Annotated in this window: 12 protein-coding genes; 9 read left to right on the top strand and 3 right to left on the bottom strand. The window is 68.1% G+C overall.

Annotation, left to right across the window (positions count from 1 at the left end; genetic code table 11):
* The first annotated feature begins 78 nt into the window (after positions 1 to 78).
* Together AC4BGC_RS15620 and AC4BGC_RS15615 are read left to right on the top strand one after the other, a co-directional pair.
* Positions 79 to 1,236, top strand: coding sequence for an SNIPE associated domain-containing protein (locus tag AC4BGC_RS15620; RefSeq protein ID WP_490556552.1), 1,158 nt, complete (start codon positions 79 to 81; stop codon positions 1,234 to 1,236).
* Positions 1,237 to 1,265: 29 nt separating this feature from the next.
* The gene (locus AC4BGC_RS15615; protein WP_490556551.1) at positions 1,266 to 1,526 is read left to right on the top strand and encodes a hypothetical protein; all 261 of its coding nucleotides are present in this window, start codon (positions 1,266 to 1,268) and stop codon (positions 1,524 to 1,526) included.
* 1,068 nt (positions 1,527 to 2,594) lie between these two features.
* On the opposite strand, the gene AC4BGC_RS15610 is transcribed toward AC4BGC_RS15615, so the two are convergent.
* Positions 2,595 to 3,374, bottom strand: coding sequence for a helix-turn-helix domain-containing protein (locus tag AC4BGC_RS15610; protein ID WP_490557197.1), 780 nt, complete (start codon positions 3,372 to 3,374; stop codon positions 2,595 to 2,597).
* A 130-nt stretch (positions 3,375 to 3,504) separates the two neighbouring features.
* Here AC4BGC_RS15610 and AC4BGC_RS15605 point away from each other — a divergent pair, with 130 nt between their 5' ends.
* The gene (locus AC4BGC_RS15605) at positions 3,505 to 3,696 is read left to right on the top strand and encodes a hypothetical protein (protein WP_490556550.1); all 192 of its coding nucleotides are present in this window, start codon (positions 3,505 to 3,507) and stop codon (positions 3,694 to 3,696) included.
* 156 nt (positions 3,697 to 3,852) lie between these two features.
* Here AC4BGC_RS15605 and AC4BGC_RS15600 read toward each other — a convergent pair whose 3' ends face one another.
* Positions 3,853 to 4,791 carry a hypothetical protein gene (locus AC4BGC_RS15600; protein WP_490556549.1) on the bottom strand — a complete coding sequence of 313 codons (939 nt, stop codon included), beginning with the start codon at positions 4,789 to 4,791 and terminating at the stop codon, positions 3,853 to 3,855.
* A gap of 371 nt (positions 4,792 to 5,162) precedes the next feature.
* On the opposite strand from AC4BGC_RS15600, the gene AC4BGC_RS15595 reads away from it, so the two are divergent.
* From AC4BGC_RS15595 to AC4BGC_RS15575, 5 genes are all read left to right on the top strand, one after another.
* Positions 5,163 to 6,749: a DUF3375 family protein gene (locus tag AC4BGC_RS15595; protein ID WP_490556548.1), complete on the top strand. Its 1,587-nt coding sequence runs from the start codon at positions 5,163 to 5,165 to the stop codon at positions 6,747 to 6,749.
* Positions 6,746 to 7,606, top strand: coding sequence for a DUF4194 domain-containing protein (locus AC4BGC_RS15590; RefSeq protein ID WP_490556547.1), 861 nt, complete (start codon positions 6,746 to 6,748; stop codon positions 7,604 to 7,606). The genes AC4BGC_RS15595 and AC4BGC_RS15590 overlap by 4 nt, the downstream gene beginning before the upstream one ends.
* Entirely contained in the window at positions 7,603 to 11,163 is a 3,561-nt protein-coding gene (locus tag AC4BGC_RS15585) for an ATP-binding protein (RefSeq protein WP_490556546.1), read from the top strand. The genes AC4BGC_RS15590 and AC4BGC_RS15585 overlap by 4 nt, the downstream gene beginning before the upstream one ends.
* Complete coding sequence (locus AC4BGC_RS15580) at positions 11,160 to 12,524, top strand: Wadjet anti-phage system protein JetD domain-containing protein (protein WP_490556545.1); 1,365 nt, start codon at positions 11,160 to 11,162, stop codon at positions 12,522 to 12,524. The genes AC4BGC_RS15585 and AC4BGC_RS15580 overlap by 4 nt, the downstream gene beginning before the upstream one ends.
* Before the next feature lie 691 nt (positions 12,525 to 13,215).
* Positions 13,216 to 16,803 (top strand): M14 family zinc carboxypeptidase, encoded by a 3,588-nt coding sequence (locus AC4BGC_RS15575; RefSeq protein ID WP_490556544.1) that lies wholly within the window; start codon positions 13,216 to 13,218, stop codon positions 16,801 to 16,803.
* 133 nt (positions 16,804 to 16,936) lie between these two features.
* Here AC4BGC_RS15575 and AC4BGC_RS15570 read toward each other — a convergent pair whose 3' ends face one another.
* Positions 16,937 to 18,535, bottom strand: a complete 1,599-nt coding sequence (locus AC4BGC_RS15570; protein ID WP_490556543.1) for an endonuclease/exonuclease/phosphatase family protein — start codon at positions 18,533 to 18,535, stop codon at positions 16,937 to 16,939.
* A 412-nt stretch (positions 18,536 to 18,947) separates the two neighbouring features.
* On the opposite strand from AC4BGC_RS15570, the gene AC4BGC_RS15565 reads away from it, so the two are divergent.
* Positions 18,948 to 20,369 (top strand): DUF4389 domain-containing protein, encoded by a 1,422-nt coding sequence (locus tag AC4BGC_RS15565; RefSeq protein ID WP_490556542.1) that lies wholly within the window; start codon positions 18,948 to 18,950, stop codon positions 20,367 to 20,369.
* The last annotated feature ends 147 nt before the right edge of the window (positions 20,370 to 20,516 follow it).

The following is a 20,516-nucleotide window of genomic DNA, read 5'->3' as shown; positions in this document are numbered from 1 at the left end:
CAGACGTCTCCCAACGCAACCGAGGACACCGCCAGTCCATCGCCGCAGGAGGCACCGGATGCGCAACCGGCGCCCCCGATGCCCATACCAATCCCACCCGCACCCTCACCGGGAGATGCCGACACCTCCGCGCTGCTCGAGCGCATCACCGCACTGGAGGCGGCGCTCGCTGCCGCCCGGTCGGGTTCGGCATCAGATGTCATCGAACTCGATGACCAGCGAGTCCTCCAAGACGTCGGCATCTACCGCTACCACCACCCTCTCGAGGACGCCGCCGCGTACAAAGAGCGCCTTGGGGTGCTCGACGACCAGGTCACTGAGTTCGTCAAAGCCGGGCGAGCTGTCCTGGCCGCGGACATGTTCACCTTCGACGGCTCCCTAGCCAAGGGACGCAAGATGGTCGGAGACTTCTCCAAGCTGATGCTGCGCGCCTACAACGCCGAGGCCGACAACTGCGTCCGTTCCCTGCGCTCAGGCAACGTGAGCACCGCCCAGAGACGTCTGGAGTCCGCCGTGAAGGGCATCGAGAAGCTCGGTGTGTTCATGGAGATGCGGATCAACCCCGACTACCACGCGCTGCGCGTCGCCGAGCTCGAACTGACCGCCGACTTCCAGATGAAGCTTCAAGAAGAACGCGAACAGGCACGCCAGGAACGTGAGGAGCTGCGCGAGCAGCGCCGCGCCGAAGCCGAGCTGGCCGCCGAGCGGGAGCGTCTAGAGAAGGAAAAGGCGCACTACGTCTCCGCGATGGCGTCCCTGCGCGCTTCCGGTGACAACGTCGCGGCTGATGAGCTCGCCGCTCGGTTGGGCGATCTTGAAGAGGCCATCGCGGCCAACGACTACCGCATCGCTAACATCCGCGCCGGCTATGTCTACGTCATCTCGAACGTAGGTGCGTTCGGCCCCGGCATCGTGAAGATCGGGATGACCCGGCGCCTCGAGCCGCACGACCGCATCCGCGAACTCGGCGACGCCTCTGTGCCGTTCCGCTATGACACCCACGCACTGTTCTTCTCCGAGGATGCCCTCACCCTCGAGGCTGAGCTGCACCGGGCGTTCGCAGAGCGACGGGTCAACTTCGTCAACGAACGGCGCGAGTTCTTCTTCGCCAACCCAGCGGAGGTGCGCGAACTGCTCATCGCGAAGGTCGGCGGACTACTCGAGTTCAGCGAGGATGTCGAAGCCCTCGAGTACTTCCAGAGCCGCGGACGGTGGCCCGAACTCTCGCCCACCTAACTGTCGGTGCGGCCCCCTACGGTGCAGGCATGAACCTTCAACCAACCATCATTCTGGACGGGCGTGAACTTCAGGCCGGATACCGCAAGCTGGAGATCACCAACACCGACAAGATGGCTTTCCAGTACTACACCGTGTGCGACCAGGTTGCCCCGCAGTTCTGGCACGTCGAAGTGGTGCTATTCGGTGCAGTCGTCGCCAAGACATCATCGGTCCCCACACAAGACGAAGCTCTGCGCGAAGCCGAAGCCACCATCAGGGAGCGGCTGGTCCGCCTGCTGAGCGCTTAGCTCGCGACCTCAGACCCGGGTACCGGCCGCGGCTCCGCGCCAGACTACGGCTGCAGCTTGGCGAGCCGCTGACTGATCTTGGAATTGTCGCGCCACTCGGGGTGGGCACATGCTCAGCCACCGTTGCAGCACTGCTATCTCCCGGTCACGCTCGCCGAGTTTGCGATGGATGATCGCGGCCTGCTCGGTGTACCAAGGCGCAGGCTCGCGTCCATCCCGGTCCTGCTCCGCGGCCTCGATCGCGCCGTAGCAAAGGTCGAGCGCCTCGGCGAGGCGTCCTTCGCGCTTCCCCCAGACATTACCGACGTGTAGTAACCCTGCGCGGCGACGTCATCGACGAGAGCGGCTATCGGCTCGTCCTCCAGGCCGGTAAGCGACACGCGCCGCCAAGCCGGGTAGCTCCGTGCGCAGTCGTCCCAACTGTCGCCATGGTCGGACTGGTACAGCGCAAGACGTCCGGTGACCGAATAGTCTCGGCCCGCGATCGACAACGGCTTCGCAGTGGTCAAGAGGGCCCGTTGTCGGCCCGCGATCACAGATTTCAGCCGGAACGTCGCACCCGACAGCCAACCGACCTTCGCCTGGTAAAGCAGGATCCTCCGGCTCACACCGTCAACGAAGGCAATGTCGGCGCCGGTGTAGTACCGCTCCGCGAGCGGAGCGACCTCGTGTGTGATGCCGTGGGGACCGAACCGCCAGATCGTTGCCAGGACCGCGTCGGTGACCCCGAGCTCGCTCAGCTGCGGCCGTTGCCGAGGTCCCGCGAGCACCGGACGGAGAGTGCCTGCCTTCCGTGTCCCCCTCGTCGTGAGTCTCAACGCATCGCCAGCGGCGACGGCGTACTCCTCCAGATGGGCGCGAGCGCGCCACGATGCGAGCCCTAGGGCTCCTGCGAGCAACTGGCAACGTGTCACCGGGTCAGCCAACCAGAGACGCAGAGTGGAGGCACCCGAACACCACCTTTGAGGTTGGCTGCGATACCACCAGTTCTCCGGCCGCGAAGGACGGAGACGCGTGACCGCACCTTCGTCCTGCCCGCGGCTGGGCATTTGCCGGCCCGGCGCCCACCTAATTACTTGGGTCGGCTCGCTGTTCAAGGATGGCTTCGACGTAGCCGCGCACGCGCGCTCTTTCGGGCCCCGACAGGTCGCGGATTAGGTCCTCCAATTCCGCTGTCTTCATGGACTTGCCGCGTTGCCGGACGATTGGTGCGAGCTCCTGTAGGAGGGGTACCAAGACGCGGCACCTCGCGTTGAGCTCGGTTGGATGACGGCCCGGTGTGTCGTCCCAGTAGCACTCGATGAACGGCAGTGGCAAGAAAGCGTCGAGGTGTTCTGCTTGCTCGTCCTCTTCGGCTGCGGTGAGCGCTAGTCCTGCGGCGCTCTTGTCGATGTGAAGGGGCTCGTAGTCGAGCGGCTCCATCTGGAGAACTGCGTTCGGAAGCACCTTCTCCAGCAGGGTGGTCATTCGCCTGGCGAGGCGGTAGATCGGTTCAAGGTCAGGCCGTTCGCGCAGTTCCGTGAGGCTGTTGGACTTGAGGGGCTCCGACCCGAGCGCCTCGCGTGCGTCCTTGTCGGTATAGAAGATGCGGCGATCGCCGACCAGAACCTCGCCTTGAGCCAAGTGCCAGAGTTCACGAAGTTGAGCTTCGTCTACCTCAAGGGCCTCAGCCCAGATCGCGATCTTTTCAGCCTTGAGAGCCCGTTGGCCCTTTTCGATCTGGGACACCGTCGCAGCTGGAGCTTTGATCCTGTCCCCGACCTGCCGCATGGAGCTACCGGTCCCTGCGCCCCGAATCATGGCGAGCAGGCCGCCGAAGAGCTCAGCAGGTGGAGTTCCTCGCCGCATGCCTCGCGCCATGGATCAAACCTATCGTCATTTCTAAGAAGTGTGTACGACCAGATCTAAAAACTGTGGACCTTCATGTGAGTAGTGTATATGGTTGTCTACATCGACCCTCTTCACGTAAGGACTCAAGATGAACCACCAGACACCCGGCGGCGCCCGCACTCCCGAGATCGACACCCCTCGGGAAGCCGACACCATGAAGCTGCGCACCGGCGCAGTGGTCGGGCTCGGGCTCGCGGCACTTGTAGTCCTGGCACTTGCCGGCGGATCGCTGCATGTCACGTCGACAGGCGTGACCATGAGCGTGAATCCTCGACCGTAGTCACCAAGCAGTATCCGAAGGTGAGTCCGCTGGCGAGGCGGGGAACTGACTGCGAGATTCCGTCTTTCTAGCGGTGCCCGGTTCAGGTCTGCCAGCAAGACAGTCGAGCTCGCCCTGAAGTCGCCCTGGGGTCGCACTGAGGGGTCACAGCTCGGATCAGAGAGGCGGTGCGTCCCTGTCGAGGAAGTCACGCACGAACGCCCGCAGGTCTCCGTTCTGCCACAGGTCCACGATCGCCGACGCCGACGCCGACTCGTCCGCGTGAGCGCGCGCGTACTCGAGGAACTCGATTAGCACACCACGACTCAACCCATGGGTGAGCTCGTGCATCCGCCACCCGTGGAGGTCCTCAGGGCCCCAGAAGTGCGACTGGGCAGCCGCGGCGGTCGCACGGTCGTCGTCGGAGGCCGCCAGCCACGTGGTCGCGCGCGCTTCCGCGCGACCGACAGGCACCGGCCCGAGCCGGTCATGGACCTTGACGCGGTGCTCTTCGACGGCGGCCAACGGAAGGCCCGTGAACGCGTCGCGCTCGATTCCATCGAGGTCGACCCGCCAGGCTCGGTGCAGCTTCTCCTGCTTCTCGGCACGTGCACGGGCCCGGTCAACGGTTTGCTCGCTGAAGGTCCCGCGCATGTCGGCAATGTGCTGGCGTAGTTCCGCGTCGTGTGCCGGCAGGTCCTCGAGGACCTCGGTGTCGCTCGGCGGGCCCTCCATGGCGGCCAGGTCACCGAGCATGGCGGTCAAGTGCTTCTGGAGATCCTCAATCGACTGGCGGTCCTCGGGTACGTCCGCCTCGTCGAGACGGTCGTAGGCGGCGATCAGTTCCGTCCGGGCGCTCTTGGCCAGCTCGATCGCTTGAGCTGCCACCGGGCCGTGCTCGATCCCAGAGGCGCCGAGCACCGCGGTGTGCGCCTCACGCCACTGCGGCAAGGTCAGCCCACGTGCGTGTGCCTGCTCGCGAAGGTTGGTGACGGTCGAGATCGTGTCGAGGGGAACACCGCACAGTGCCCTGTACCCGGGACCAGGGAGCACCTGGGCCGGGCCGCGGTCCGCATCCGGCTCCGATGCCGCGGGGTGCTGATCGTTACTGCTCACGAAAGGTCCTCCATGCTCGGGTGAGTGGCTGTGCCTGGACGGTGCGCACTACGCGGCGCTCGGATCCGAGGTGCGTGGCTGCGACTGTGTGTCACGCGGGCGCGAATCTGCCACGCCGAGCAAGCCACGAGCGAACGACCACCGCACGGTAGCTGCCGCGCGCGACTTGCGCCCGCAGGTTCTGGCTCACCGCAACAGAGACCGTCGCGCGCACTGTCGGCCGGGTGGGCACCACGACCGCGGCCGGGATCCCGGAATGTGACCTGGACCGCAGGTGACGCCGCATCCCGAAGCGTGAACGGGGCTGGTCTGTTCCCCAGCGAGTGTCGGCACTGCCACATACGGTGTCCTCACATGGGAGGTACGGGGGAATGAGCGACGTTGCGTCCGAGTTCAGGCGGGTCCAGACGGCATACACCCAGCCGACCCTGACGCTCATCTCCCGACCGACTTCTCCGGCGGTCCTCACCGTCTTCCGGATCATGTTCACCGCCGAGAAGCCGACCGTCCCGACCGCGCGCATGCACGACCAGGTCGAAGAGCTGCTGACCGACCTCCGCCGCTCCGACCTACCGCACGTCCCCTCCACCAACGGCCGCGACTCCTGCCTGAAGTGGATGCGCGACGGGTGGCTGCTGCGCCTGCCAGACGACGACGGCAACGAGGTCTACCAGCTCACCTCGAGCGCCCTGGACGGTCTCCGCACAGTGGAACGTCTGACCAAGGACCGTTCGATCTCGCTGTCGAGCCACCTCATCGCGGGGCTCGTGCGACACCTCCGGGACTTCGCCTCCACGCTCGCCCCGGACGAGGGCGAGTACATCACCAACCTTCAGCTGGAGAAGGACCGCATCCAGACCGAGATCAACCGCGTTCTCGATGGCGGCGAGATCGAGGAGGCCACCGACGACGACATCGTCCAAGGCGTCGCAGAGCTCCAGCGGTACCTGACTGAGCTTCCCAGCGATTTCACCCGGGTCGTGGAGTCCTACCGCGAGTTCGAGCACGACACGATCGCCAACTTCCGGACTGCGTCGGTCACCAGCGGCGACGCCGTGCGCCTCTACCTCGAGCACGTGCGCGAGCTCGGCACGTCCTCGGCGGCCGGCCGCGGCTTCGAGGGAGCGCTCCAGCTGCTGCGCGACCCCGACCTGCTCGACCAGGTCAACCGGTACATCGCCACCCTGCTCGACACGCCCCGGGCAACCGACCTGCTCATCCCCGAGGAACGGGCGCAGGTTCGGAACACAGTCACCCTCATCCGCGAGGGCCTCAAACGCGTTCTGGAGCAGCGCGCCAAGGTCTCCCGGACACTGCACGACTACATCACCTCCCACGACGTCGAACGCGACCACGAGCTAGCCGCGACGCTGCGGGCGCTCGAGGTCGAGATGCGGCAGTGGATGCAAGAGGCCGGACCACGCGCGAAGGCACCGCTGCCCCTGCTCCCCGGAAGACCGGACATCACCCACCTGCGCACGAAGATGTACGACCCCGCCAACGACGAGCCGCCTCCACCGATGGCAGACCTCGAGACGCCCGCCGGAGTCGGCGGCCTCAGCATTGCCGAGCTGCGCGCTCGCGGCGGCCCTTCGCACGTGTCCCTGCGCGAGCAGCTCAGCGACAAGCTGGCAGCCGCCACCGGTGTCGGTTCGCTCGCCGGGCTGTTCCACTCGCTTCCGGATGCGCTGCGTCGCCCCGTCGAGATCCTCGGCGTTCTGCCGCTCGCGCGACGGCACGGGCTGGAACCGACTGGCGATGCCGAGGTGTACGAGGCGCTCCGGGCCGATGGGAGCCGCCGCTGGTTCCAGGTGCCGCACTACGCGCGACGTCCCGGGGCTCTCGAACAAGAACCCGCCTGTACCCCGGATAGCGCGACCGGGCACCTCGACGGCACGCACCCCGAGACCACGCCCCACGACCCCATGCAGACACCCACGCAGGAGACCCACGGATGAGTCACCACACGCCCCATTCCGGGAACGACGCCACCCAGGACCTCAACCTGGAGTCATCCGCGGGCATGTCTGCCCACAGCGTGGCCGACGACCACGACCTCATTGACACCTTCACCGACGACGACGCCGAGTTCGCCGAGCGGCTCGACGACGGGAACGACCCGCTGTGGATCGGCGACCAGGGCACGTTGGCCGCTCGTCAGCGCGACACCGTCGTCGCGCTGCTGAAGAAGTCGTTCATCTCCTCCGACGACCGTGACGCCTGGCGGACGCTCCTCCAAGACCGCGACCCCATCGCGGTCGCGCTCAACAACCTCTACATGATCCTGGTCGTCGACGAGCGCGCCGAGGTCGCGTACGCCACCCCCGCGCGCAACGCCGACCACCCGTTCAAGACGCTCGTCCGCGACGCCCCGAACAGTCGCGAAGAGACCCTGCTGCTGATCTACCTTCGCGAACGTCACCGTGCCGAGACCGCGTCGGGTCAGGCGGTCGCCTACGTCGACACCGACGGGATGCTTGCCCACGTCGCGCGCTTCCGGCCGTTGACCGCCACCGACGTGTACCTCGACGAGAACCGAGTGCGCGGCGCCATCGCCGGCCTGGTCACCTCGGGACTGCTGGTGAAGACCCGCGACGAGGACCGGTACCGGATCCACCGCGCCATCGAGGCACTCCTGCCTTTGGCCACCCTCAAGCAGCTGCTCGACGCGTTCCAGCAGCACACCTCCACTCCCGACAGCGCAGCGGATGGCGCAACCCACGGGTCGACCGACGGCGACGTGGACGCAGACCTCACCGACCCGGACGCGGCCGCAGCGCCGCTGGCCGCTGCCGCACAGGAGACCTCGGCATGAGCACCATCCAAGAAGACCTCTTCGACCGCACCAGCCTCGACACATTGGCGGCCGTTGGCGACGACCCAGCCTCCACACAGTGGAAGCTGGAGTCCCTTCAGGTCGTCAACTGGGGAGGGTTCCAGGGCCACCACAAGCTCCCGTTCCACCACGAGGCGACCATGATCTCCGGTGGCTCCGGGACCGGGAAGTCGACCCTCCTGGACGCCTACACGGCCCTGATGATGCCCTCACGCGTGCCGTTCAACGGCGCGTCGAACGACTCAGGCACCGGCCGTGCCCGCAACGAGGCCGGCGGGCAGCGCACCCTGTTGACCTACCTCAGGGGCAAGCAGGGCACCAACGACGAGACCGGCGGCGCGAGCAGCGAGAACCTGCTTCGGGGCGGCGGCCGCGCCACGTGGGGCGCGGTCGCAGCAACGTTCACCGACACCAGCGGGCACGCGATGACCGCCCTTCGCGTCTACTTCGTTCCCGCGACCGCGACCGATTCCAACGAGATCGTCACCCGCATGGCGACCATCCCCGAGGCGGTCAATCTGGCCGACCTGCGCGAACCGATGCGCGTCTACATCGCCGGGAAACCCCTCTCCACTGTGATCTCCACGACCTGGTCGAGCGCCAGGGTCTACAAGAAGTACACCGAGTTCTCCAACGTGCTGTTCACCAAGCTCGCCATCGGCGCGAACGGCGATGGTCTCAACGCCCTCGATCTCCTCGCCCGTATCCAGGCCGGCCGTCCCGTCAACAGCGTGAACGCCCTCTACCGCGAGCTCGTCCTCGACACGCCTGCGACGTTCAAGGACGCTGACCTCGCCCTCGCGGACTTCGACACCCTCTCCGGTGACCTTGCGCGTATGGAGGACGCCGAACGCAAGCACACCACCCTGCGGGACCTTCCCGCCGTCCACGAGCAGCTCACCACCGCCAAGGACCGGATCCGCGACCTCGACCAGTTCGGCGTCACCAGGCCCGGTTTCACCAAGCTGACCGCGTGGACTCTGCGGCGCGAGTGCGACCTGCTCGACGCCGCCGCCGACCACGCGCACGCCGAGCACCGCGCCGCGCAAGCGGCGGCACGGTCGGCCTCGGAGCAGACCGAGCAGCTGTGGGAAGACCTCGAATCGGCTCGAGACGACTTCCGGGACAGTGGCGGCAACGAGCTGTCAGGTCTCACCTCGCAGCTGGAGAATCTTCACGGGCAGCTGGCGCACGCGAAGAGCCGTCGAGACGAGCTCGTCGCGCTCGCAGGTGCCGTCTCCACGTCCTTCACCAGCCAGGCCGACTTCGAGACCCTTCAGCAGGACGCCCGGGCGTTCACGCGGGGCATCAACATGTGGAACGAGCGCTACCAGGAGCGACGTGACGAGGCGCGCGATGCGCTCAGGCCGCTCGAGGAGCGCCGCCGCGAGATCAACAACGACCTGCGCCAGCTCGCCGAGTCCGGCACCCGCATCCGTGGACCTCTCGCCGACCTGCGCGAGATCGTCGCGCACCACCTCGGGATGCGTACCGAGGACCTGCCCTACATCGCCGAGCTCCTCGACGTCCGCCCCGGGGAGGAGAAGTGGCGCATCGCCATCGAGACCGTCCTGGGAGGCGAAGCTCGCCAGATCGTCATCCCGGCCGAACGACGTCGCGAGATCGCGCGCGCCCTGAACGACCTGAACCTGCGCGGACGGGTGCGCCTCATCGACGGGAACCGCGACGAGCCACCCCGCTTCCCACTGGAGGGTGCCACCGGAAGCGACCAGGCCGGCCGCATCCTCGGCAAGCTCTCCTTCGCCGACCACCGGTACGCCGGATGGCTCCAGGCCCACATCGCCGACGGCGCCCTCAACGCCCTGTGCGTCAACCACCCCGACGAGCTCGACAGCGGCGGGTTCCGGGTCACAGTCACCGGCCAGACTCGACGCGGCATTCGCTCAGCGGTCGGCCGAGCCCACAGCGACAACATCCTCGGGTTCAGCAACGCTGAGGACCTCACCCGCCTTGACGACGAACGCAGCCAGGTCGAGCGCGACCTCGTAGCCGCCAAGGCACTTATGGACAAGCTCGACGCGGAGAACCGTGCGCACAGCGACCGGCGCACCACCTACGCCAGCATCGAGACGTACCGGTGGGACGAGGTCGACGTCGACGGACTGACCAGCCGGATCGCGACCCTGGAGAGGCGGCGGGCTGAACTGCTCTCCGCCGACAACCGGCTCCAGGAGCTCGCCGGGCAAATCGAGGTCCTCAAGGAGCTGCACAAGGCCGCTCAGCGTGAGGAGACGGCCCTTCAGGGCGCCGGCGAGAACCACAGGGCAACCTGGGCTGAGCTCTGCGAACGCAAGGACGCTCGCTTCGGCGAGCTCGCTCCCCACGAGCACGACGACGAGTTCACCCTGAGCGAGGACCAGGAGGCGTACCTCGCCTCCGTGTACGCGCAAGTCACCGCTGAAGCCGACACCAGCGACCCGATCGTCGAGGCCAACCGGTTCATCGAACGCCTGGCCGGCATCAAGACAGCGCTCGGCATCCAGCAGAAGGACGCCAGCATCGAGGTCGAGAGGTGCGAGAAGGCGCTGCTAAAGACCTTCGAGCTTTACCAGAGCAACTGGTACGACCCGAACCTCGACATCGCGCTGGCGTGCTACCCCGACTTCCTGCGCATCCTCGAGGAGCTCGAGGCAGCCGGGCTTTACCAGAACAGGGAGGAGTGGCAGCGAGCCGTCGCGGAGTGGGTCGGCGAGGACTTGCTGCCCCTCGCCCAGTCGATGTCCAGCGAAATCGACGCCATCAAGACCCGCATCGTGCCGATAAACGACATCTTGGCGAACCAGCCGTTCGGTGCCCGCCGCGGACGCCTCAAGCTCAAGGTCGACGACATGAACACCGAGACCGTGCGCCAGTTCCGCATCAAGCTCCGCAAGATGGCGACCTTGGCGACCAAGTCGATGTCGTTCGACCAGATGCGGACCGTCTTCGCCGACCTGGAGGACTTCATGGTCCGCCTGCGGGGCCCGAAGGACGCGAAGTACTCCCCGGAGAAGTCCGATCGCGACAGGCTGCTCGACGTGCGACGCCACGTCGAGGTGTACGCGGTCGAGTACCCCGCGGTCGGCGACGCCTGGGCCGCCCAGGAGCATCGCCAGCTGGGGTCCGCGTCAGGAGGCGAATCCCAAGAGCTGATCGCGTTCATCATCGGTTCCGCGCTCCGGTTCCGCCTCGGTGACGAGCTGCGCGACCGTCCGCGGTTCGCGCCCGTGTTCCTCGACGAGGGCTTCGTCAAGGCCGACAGCCAGTTCGCAGGACGAGCAGTCTCCGCGTGGCGCGGGCTGAAGTTCCAGATCATCGTCGGGGCACCCGAGGATAAGTTCACAGGCCTGGAGCAGCACATGAACTCCTTCGTGATCATTCAGAAGGACGAGAGCACCGGATACGCCTACATCGACCACATCACCGACCACGACACGAACACCGACACCGTGGCCGACACCGGCGAGGAGCTCGACTTGGCCGGGGTCGGGGTCGGGGTCGGTGAGCGGTTGGTGCCGACCGGCGCCGACTCATGATGCGCGGCATCTCCGAGGTCGTCGCCAAGATCCGCTCGCGACTGGAGAGCAACTGGGCATCAGCCGTCATCGCCGAGCTGGGCCGGGCCGACGGCCTCGACGACTCCGACGCCCCCCACAACCCGGTCACCGAGGACAAGCCACGGTGGCCGCACAGGGTCCCCCTCGGGAAAGTCGCCTCAGATGAGCTGCAGCGCGACTTCGCCAGCTACGTCCGGCAACTCCACGAGTGGCGCGACTGGGCGACACGGCACCACGTCGAGCTCGTCTACGGCACACGCATGGTCAGCGGCACCCGGCAGGACGTCATCACCCACGTGCACGTCCCGGACATCAACACGGCCGCGCACCTGGCCGGGGACCCGTGGCCGGTACAGCTGGAGCTGGCACGCGCCCGGGCCGGTGAACTGCGGCGAAGGTTCCCCGGACAACCCAACCCGGTCGGAGCACTGCGCACAGCCGTACGCCTCAGCGAGCTCGACTTCGACATCCTGTGCCGCGTGTGCGACTGGTTCCTGCGCCGCCTTGGCACTGCGGACACCTCCGCAGGCGCGTCACGCAGGGCCACCTCCTCAGGGAGCCTGGCGCTGATGCCGATGACCCCACGACAGGTGCCGATCGAGGGTGTCCACGCGAAATGGCTCGACACCCACCAGGGTCTCGTCAGGCTTGTCACAGGCATCGACCACCTCGGGCTCCTGCCGCCGCATCCAGCCAGGTTCCACTTCACCTACCTCGACCCCGACCACCTCGGCCTGGGCGACCACGCCGCCCTTGGCGCGGCCTCTCAGATCACTGCCCCGCACACTGCGTCGAGTCGGCCCGGTCGAGGTCGTCAACACGACTCCTACAGCGTCGGTGACGCCGTGGCCCTGCCGTACCAGCCGGCTGTGGTCCTAGTCTCGGAGAACAAGGACACCGCGATCGGGTTCCCCACCGTCCCTGGTGGCATCGCCATCGAAGGCGAGGGCCGTGGCGCCGGCACGATCGCGGCAGCACCCTGGGTCCGGGCCGCACCCTTGGTCGTCTACTGGGGCGACATCGACCTCGACGGCCTGGAGATCCTCAACGAGTTCCGCGCAACGGGCCTCACCGTCGAGTCGATCCTGATGGACACCACCACCTACGAGCGGTACCAGCGCTACGGCACGAACCACGACCGCCGCGGCAGTGCGCTCACCGCACGCCCGCCACGTGCCGTCCCCCATCTCCGTGAAGGCGAGCTCGCGCTGTACGCGCTGCTCACCAGCGGCAACGCTCCCGTGCTCCGCATCGAGCAGGAACGCATCCCGATCGAGGTCGCCCGCCGACACCTCGACGCGATCCTCACCAGGACGGCCGCGACCGCCGTACCGGGGTGACTTCAGACAGACGGACGTCCGCCCCTGGCGAGCTGACGGTCACTCCCGTGCCGGCCAGAGGCACGGATGTCAAACGGCAAACTCCGCGAGGAGGCTCCTGCGAACCGATGTTCGGGACGTTCCAAGGATGACTGATTGCCGTTCCAACTTGGCGCTGCACTGTCCCAAGTGTGAGTGAGTCAGCAATACGCGGAACTAACAAACCCCAGGTCAGGATTAAAGTCCCTAGCCCCCAGAGGCCCCGGGGAATCTGGGGTTTGGTCCGGAGAACCGCCTGGACACCAGCGTGGCTTCGCGGGCATCCCAGACCGCCAAGACGAGAGTCTAGGGGGCCACGGTCAGTGTGTGGGGACCGCGTCGATACGACCGTCAGGGCCCGGAAGTATTGCGCAATGACCGGCGTGGGGCGCACGCCCGCATGCCCGGGCTCGGTGTCCGACCCGACCACGCCTGCGGGGTCGACGTATGACGAGGGCGATCACCGATGTCGACATTTGGCCCGGTAGCGGAACAACGCCCGGATTTTCACCGAAATGAGAAAACATTCGGTGATTCCGCTGACGCGGCTCAGCGGACCTGATTGGTTTTCTCTACCCCGGACACTCGCTGGGCCACTGCTCCTTCACGAACCGACCCCTCGGCCGTCGGCGCGTAGTGGTGCGCGCGAAGTTTCCCCACGTGAAGGAGAACCATGTCCCTACCCCACCGACGGCACGGCCAGAGGAGGCGCGGGCTTGCCCTCGCCGCTTCGGCGGCCCTCGTGCTCGGCACCCTCTCGTTCGCCGGTGCGCCGTCCAGCACGGCCGCGCCCGCCGACCCCGATGTCGTGCTCGAGCGGCTCCCCGACGAGGAGGCGATGGTCGTCGAGGTGCGTCTCGCCGACACCGCCGAGCTGGACCGCCTGGTCGCGACCGGCGTCGACCTGGAGCACGGCGTCGAGCAGGGCCAGGACGGCCTGACCGTCCGCGCCGTCGTCACCGACAGCGAGATCGAGGCACTGAAGGCCGGCGGGTACGACGTCGGCGGCACCCTCTACTCCGCCGACGACTCGGCCGCGGCCCTCGCCGTGCGCGAGGACACTCTCGCCGCCGACCATGCGGCCAACGCCGCGCTCAAGCGCGGCAAGCTCTCCGGTGTCCGCTCGCTCGCGGGCTCCACGCCGGTGGACTCCTCCGACGTGCGGATCATCCGCGCCGACTACTACACGAGCTTTGGCGACGGCGTGCTCTCGGTCGAGGCCAAGTGGGCCGAAGGTGCCACGTCCAACAGCCCGCTCGTGGTGCAGCGCGACAGCGGCCCCGGGACGCCGATGGGCTCCGGCGGGACGCAGAACATCGCCCGCTTCGTCGACGCGGGCGTCTACCTCTACCACCTCGGCGCGACCAACGTGAACGTCGACGTGCGCGGGGAGTCGATCCGTCCCGACCGGATCCAGATCACCAGCCCGAGCGGCGACGTGGCGATCGCGAAGGTCTCCGACTGGCTGCCGACCGGCTCCGAGAAGGACCCCTTCAAGGGCGCCGGCTACCAGGAGGACTTCGTCAGCAAGTACCTCGTGCCCACCGAGCTCTACCAGCGCGTCCAGCAGCTGGCCGCGTCGTACCCCCGCCTCGCCGAGGTCGTGACCCTGCCCAACGCGTCGCAGGGCTACCGGCGCAAGGCGCAGGCGATGCTGGAGCCGACCAACCGGCTGACCGCCAGCATCTCCGGCAAGGATGTCGACCTGCCCTACGCGGCCGCGAGCAGCGGCGCCTGGGGCGCGCTTGCGCCGACCTCCGCCACGACGCCGACGCCGGTTCCCGTGCGACGGGTCAGCGCGGTGGCGAACTCGGCCTGGCCCGCCGCGACGCCCAGCATGGGCTGCGGCGCGATGACCGGCGTGAGCGGTGCGATCGCGGTGATCGACCGCGGCGAGTGCACCCTGGCCGACAAGGTGCTGAACGCGCAGAACGCCGGCGCCGTCGCCGTCGCGCTCGTCAACGCCACCTCCGGACTGGCGTCCGCCCCGAGCGGCTCGGCCACTCCGACGACCGGAGGCCCGCTGACGATCCCAACGGTCGGCATCTCCCTGATGGACGCCACCCGGATCCGCAACGGCGGGACCACGGTCACCGGTCGGCTGGTGCCGGTCGCCGCCGTCCCGAACAGCGCGCGAGTCGGCCTCGAGTCGCTGGCCTGGGGCCACGAGGGCGGCAACGACATCACCGCCCAGATCGTCGACCCCGGCGTCGCGAACGCGCCGCTGGCGGTGAGCGTCACGGGCACCGCGATCACCGTCACCGCCGCGACCGCCGCGACCGGCGCGATCACCAGCACCTCCGCGGAGGTCATCGCCGCGCTGCTGGCCACCCCCGCTGCGGCCGCGCTGGTCGACGCCTACCCCTACCGCAGCGAGACGGGCACCGGCATCGTGCGCGCGACGCCGGTCGTCCGGCTCAGCGACAACCTCAACGCGCCGGCCTGGGTCTCCCGTGACCCGCACCCGGTCTACGCGCTGAAGATCGGCAAGACCCGTGACGGCTCCAAGCCGGGCGTCCTGGCCTACGCCCAGGAGCACGCCCGCGAGTGGGTTCCGCCGCTGGTCACGCTGGAGGCTGCGGAGCGCCTGCTGCGCAACTACGCGACGCACGCGCCCACCCGGGAGCTGGTCGACAACCTGGAGATCTGGATCGCCCCGTCGGTCAATCCCGACGGCGGTCACTACTCGTTCTTCGACTACGCCTCGCAGCGCCGCAACATGACCCGGCACTGCGCCAAGGGCGGCGTCTACGACGCCACCGGCCGCAACAGCTGGGGCGTCGACCTGAACCGCAACTTCACCGAGTACAGCGCGCACGACGGCTACTCGGGTGCGTCGGCGACGAACTGCACCAGCGACACCTATGCCGGGCCGGCCGAGCTGTCCGAGCCGGAGGCGCGCAACGTCGACTGGATGATGGCGAAGCCCAACATGCGCTACTCGATGAACATGCACTCGTCGGGTGACTACTTCATGTGGGCGCCCGGCGCGTACAAGGACGCGGGCCGCGAGACGGCTCCCCGCCCGAGCGTCGGTGAGGAGGCGTACTTCTGGCAGGCGTCGAGCCGGATCCTCACCGCCATCAAGCGCGAGCGCGGCATGACGGTGACCCCGGCCCGCACGGGACCGATCATCGACGTGCTCTACTCGGCAGCCGGCAACTCCGGTGACCTCGCCTGGTACAAGTACGGTCTCTACGGCTGGAACTTCGAGGTGGGCCGCACCTTCCAGCCTCCGTTCGAGTCGCTCACAAAGACCGGTCCGGGCGCGCACCAGGAGGCGCTCGAGTACGCCAACGGCCTGATCGAGCTGCTCCGCGTCGCCCGTGACCAGGACCTGGACGCCAAGGCGCCGACCACGGCGATCGAGTTCATGGAGACCAGCGACCCCGAGCAGGTGGACTTCAAGTTCACCTCGAGCGAGGCCGCCGAGATCTACTACACGCTCGATGGGTCCGCTCCGACGAAGGGCAAGGCCACCCGCTGGGAGTCCGGTGGCGACCGTGAAGGTGGCAAGCGCCTGCGCGTGGCCAAGGGCACCCCGATCTACTGGTACGCCGTGGACCCAGCCGACAACGTCGAGGCCGGCTACGACCCGACCAAGGCCGGGGACCGGCGCTACCGGAAGTGGATCGCGGACCCGTCGTGGTCGCCGAAGGCGGCCAAGCCGACCGTGAAGCTGGGCCTGTCGCCGACCAGCGTCAAGCAGGGGCAGAAGACGACGGCCACGGTCAAGGTGACCTCGGTCAACGACTTCAAGCTCGCGCCATCGGGCACGGTCAAGCTGACCGCCGGCGGCGACACGATCGGCACCCTGCCGCTCGGCGCCGACGGCACGGCCACCGGCCCGGTGCGTCCGTTCACCAAGCCCGGGTCCGTCCGGGTCGTGGCGACGTACTCGGGCGACGACGTCACCGCGGGTGGCTCCTCGACGGCGGTGCCCGTGCAGGTCACGGCGGCGCCGGTGGTCAAGGTCGCCTCCAGGGTCGCCGTGACCAAGGTGGCTCCCAAGCGGATCACGCGGAAGAAGCGTGCCCGAGTGACGATCACGGTCACCGCCAGCGCGCGCGTCACCGGCCAGGTGGTGGTCCGCTCCGGCGCCAAGGTGGTCGGCCGCGGGACGGTCGGCGCCAACGGCCGGATCGTGCTGACCCTGACCAAGCTGCGCAAGGTCGGAAAGAAGACCCTCGTGGTCAGCTACGCCGGCAACGCGGCGGTCAAGCCGTCCACCACCCGCAAGGTGGTGCGCGTCCGCCGCTGATCGGTAGCGAGGGCGGGGCCGGTAGCACCTTCGGGTGCTGCCGGCCCCGTTTGCTGTGGTGATCCTGGGGTTTCGAGCAGGACCTCGTGGTGGATGCAAACGGGTGCCGAGGACCCGGGAGCGAGACGGCGACCTAGGTCGCGGGGACGCTGATGCGCGCGGTGACGGGGTAGTGGTCAGACCCGGTGGAGCCCGGGGGAGCGGCGTCGACCTTGAAGCTCTTCGCGCCACCCATGCCCTTGGTGAGCACGTAGTCGATCTGCGTTCCCCAGGCCTCGTGCCATGCGTCGAGTGCGCCGGTGCCGGACATGCGCGTGTTGTAGCGGACCCCCGCGTTCTTGGTGTCGACGAACCCGTCGCCGATCATCGTCGCCTGCGGCTGGTTGCCGTACGGCGCGTGACCTTGCGCGGAGTTGAAGTCTCCGGCGAACACCGTCGGCGTCCCCGAGCACGCCGCACCGACCCGCACACCGACCCGCTGAACCGTGCTCCCGGCGTTGTTCAGCTCCGAACGCACCTGCGCGATCTCGGCATTGCGGTGCTCAGCCCACGTGCGTGCGTTCGAGTCCATGTTCGAGATCAGGTGCGCATTCAGCACGCACATCTCCACAGCGAGGTCGGTGGTCGACCGGAGCTTGACCCACGAGACCCAGCGGTCCACGTTGACCCCTTCGGTCTGCCCGCTGACAGGCACGTGGGTCAGCAGCGCACCGCGCGCGACCTGGTCCCACTCGGCGGCCTTGTAGAAGGTTCGCGTTGCCTGCGTCGACCGTGACCGCGGCAGCCCGAGCTCACGGTCCCAGTCCCGGTCATCGGCGAGAACCCACCCGTGGGGGGCAAGGCGGGCGGCGAGGTCGGCGTACTGCCCGCCCCCGGAGGCGACTCCGGTCGGGGAGTTCGAGTTCTCCTGGGTGGCCACGACCGAGGCGCCGGTCGCGTTGATCTGGTCAACGACCTTGGGTGCGCGATCTGCCCACGAGGGCCCGCCGGAGGAGGCCGCCAGGACGTTGAACGAGGTGACGGCGACGTCGAGGCCCTGCACAGGGGGCAGGGGAGCGGGCATCTGGGCACTGGGGGACAGGACCCAGTCGACAGTCTCCGTCCGTTCGGGGGTCACCCACGAGTCCCACGGGTAGGTGATGCCCGTCGAGTTGAACTCGGCTCCGTTGTGGGAGAAGACCTTCAGGTGGACGCTGTTGCCCGACGCAGACGACACGAGGTTGCCGGGGGTCGACAGGTCCACCGAGGACAGCGTCATGGCGGTCGCTTTGGTCCAGCGGCTCTTGCACGGGTTGACGCACGCACTCGGGCTGGAGGGGATCGTCGCGGTCGTGGGGGACCAGGTCACCGTGTACCCGGTGGCGCGGGCTCGCGCCGGCCACTGGATGCCGATCGAGTCCTGGCCGCGGGTGGTGGTCACCGTACGCCGCACCCAGCCCTCCGGGCGTGCGGCCGCAGCCCTCACCGCCGCAGCCTTTGCGGTGGCGGCCTTCTTCTTCGCCGCCGCAGCCTTTGCGGCAGCAGCCTTCGCGGCAGCAGCCTTCTTCTTCGCCGCCTTCGCGGCAGCGGCCTTCTTCTTTGCGGCCTTCTTGGCGGCCTTCTTCGCGGCAGCGGCCTTCTTCTTTGCGGCCTTCTTCGCCGCAGCCGCCTTCTTCTTCGCGGCCTTCTTCGCCACAGCCTTCTTCGTCGCAGCCTTCTTGACTGCGACCTTCTTGACTGCGGCCTTCTTCACAGTCACCTTCTTGGCCGGGTGGCTCGCCGCAACTGCCGCCTGTGGTGTTGCGATGCCCGGAACACCGACGCCGAGCAGGACGCTCAGGACCAAGGCTGCCGCGGCCAGAAGGCCGCGACGCTGCTGCCGCCTCGTTTCCGCACTCACCAAGCACCTCGCGTGGCCGACACCCGCACACGGCGGGGTCAGGTCACTCGGGTGGCTCATACAGAGTGACATCGGCCGTCGGCGCACAAACCTGAGCATAACGGACATCCTCAGTGAGGGTCGAACTCTTCAGGTTCTCCGGACCAAAACGGCCCTCGAGACGTCGGTTCAGCGGCAGATGCGTGCCTTGGGCCGAGTTCTAACCTTGATTTGAGGTCGTCCCTGCCGGCCCGCGCACGACGGTGCGACTCAGGAGGAGGACCCGATGTCGGCTGCAATCACTGCGCCGGGGAGCGCGTCGTACCCCGTACACGTCGACGCCGAGCTCGACCCGCAGACCTCGCGGGGCCTCTGGCTGGTGAAGTGGCTGCTCGCGATCCCGCACTACGTGGTGCTGTTCTTCCTGGGGATCGCGTTCATGGTCACGACCGTCCTCGCCTTCTTCGCGATCCTGTTCGCTGGGCGGTACCCACGGGCGATGTTCGACTTCAACGTCGGGGTGCTGCGCTGGTCGTGGCGGGTCAGCTTCTACGCCTACGGCGCCCTGGGCACCGACCGCTACCCGCCCTTCTCGCTGCACGACGTGGCCGACTATCCCGCCCATCTCGACGTGGACTATCCCGAGCACCTGTCCCGCGGGCTCGTCCTGGTCAAGTGGTGGCTGCTGGCCATCCCGCAGTACCTCGTCCTCGGCGCCCTCCTCGGCGGAGCGGGGTACGCCGCCGCCGACGACAACTTCGCCTCGTCCTGGGGCCCGGGGCTGATCGGGGTGCTGGTGCTGGTGGCGGCGGGCTACCTGCTCTTCGCCGGGCGTTACCCCGAACGGCTGTTCGACCTGGTGATCGGGCTCAACCGGTGGGTCTTCCGGGTCGTGGGCTACGCGACCCTGATGACCGACCGGTACCCGCCCTTCGCGCTGGACCAAGGTGGGCGCGACCCGGTGACGCCGAGGCCGCCGCCGGCGGCGACAGGCTGGACCGCCGCTCGCGCGGTGGCGTTGACGGTCGGCTCAGTGCTCGTGACCATCGGGCTCACGTGCGCGCTCATCGGGGCGGCGCTCGGCCTGGTCAACGTCGGAGCCCAGGACCGGGACGGCTTCCTCATGAGCGAGCGCACGGAGGTGTCCACCCGGACCAGCGCGATCACCTCGACCAGCGTGGACCTGCACAGCGAAGAACCCGGAGACTTCCTGCCGGACGCGCTCATCGGCAAGGTCCGGGTCACCGTCGAACCGGATTCTGGAGCCGAGCTCTTTCTCGGGCTCGCCCGCACCCGCGACGTCGAGGACTACCTGGCCGGGGTCGACCACGTCACCGTGACCGACTGGGAGGACGGACGGCCGGTCTACCGGACGCAGGCAGGCTCGGACAGCGTCGCGGCCCCTGGCGATCAGGACTTCTGGACGGCCCAGGACTCTGGCGGAGGACGGCTGCGCGTCGACTGGGAGCCGGCCGACGGCGAGTGGAGCTACGTGCTCATGAACACTGACGCCAGCCCCGTGGTCCGGGGCGACGTCGCGGTCGGAGCCGAGCTCCCGATCGTCGCGGCGGTCGTCGTCGCGCTCGCGGTGACGGGCCTCGTCATGATCCTCCTCGGGCTCGCCCTGGCGGCCCTCGCTCTCCGCGCCGCCTCCCGCGATGGCCGCGGCAGGCTCCGGGCGCCGCGGACCGGGACTCCCACCCGATGACCGCGACCGGCTGAGAGCTCGCGTCCCGCTGGCCGAGTGTCAGCGGGGTGCGTCGTCCCCCAGGGGCGTCGGCATGGGCCGTGCGGCCAGCTTGGTGATCCGCAGCCGGTCCACCTCGGTGACCACCAGCCGGTGGTCACCGACGAC

It is taken from the genome of Nocardioides sp. Z38_18, assembly GCF_058215695.1.
This window is presented reverse-complemented; position numbering and strand designations above follow the sequence as displayed.

Bases quoted from the DNA above. Each gene is read 5' to 3' on its own strand.
- AC4BGC_RS15620 (WP_490556552.1), top strand. From the start codon at position 79: ATGCCCATACCAATCCCACCCGCACCCTCACCGGGAGATGCCGACACC.
- AC4BGC_RS15615 (WP_490556551.1), top strand. From the start codon at position 1,266: ATGAACCTTCAACCAACCATCATTCTGGACGGGCGTGAACTTCAGGCC.
- AC4BGC_RS15610 (WP_490557197.1), bottom strand. From the start codon at position 3,374: ATGCGGCGAGGAACTCCACCTGCTGAGCTCTTCGGCGGCCTGCTCGCC.
- AC4BGC_RS15605 (WP_490556550.1), top strand. From the start codon at position 3,505: ATGAACCACCAGACACCCGGCGGCGCCCGCACTCCCGAGATCGACACC.
- AC4BGC_RS15595 (WP_490556548.1), top strand. From the start codon at position 5,163: ATGAGCGACGTTGCGTCCGAGTTCAGGCGGGTCCAGACGGCATACACC.
- AC4BGC_RS15590 (WP_490556547.1), top strand. From the start codon at position 6,746: ATGAGTCACCACACGCCCCATTCCGGGAACGACGCCACCCAGGACCTC.
- AC4BGC_RS15585 (WP_490556546.1), top strand. From the start codon at position 7,603: ATGAGCACCATCCAAGAAGACCTCTTCGACCGCACCAGCCTCGACACA.
- AC4BGC_RS15580 (WP_490556545.1), top strand. From the start codon at position 11,160: ATGATGCGCGGCATCTCCGAGGTCGTCGCCAAGATCCGCTCGCGACTG.
- AC4BGC_RS15575 (WP_490556544.1), top strand. From the start codon at position 13,216: ATGTCCCTACCCCACCGACGGCACGGCCAGAGGAGGCGCGGGCTTGCC.
- AC4BGC_RS15565 (WP_490556542.1), top strand. From the start codon at position 18,948: ATGTCGGCTGCAATCACTGCGCCGGGGAGCGCGTCGTACCCCGTACAC.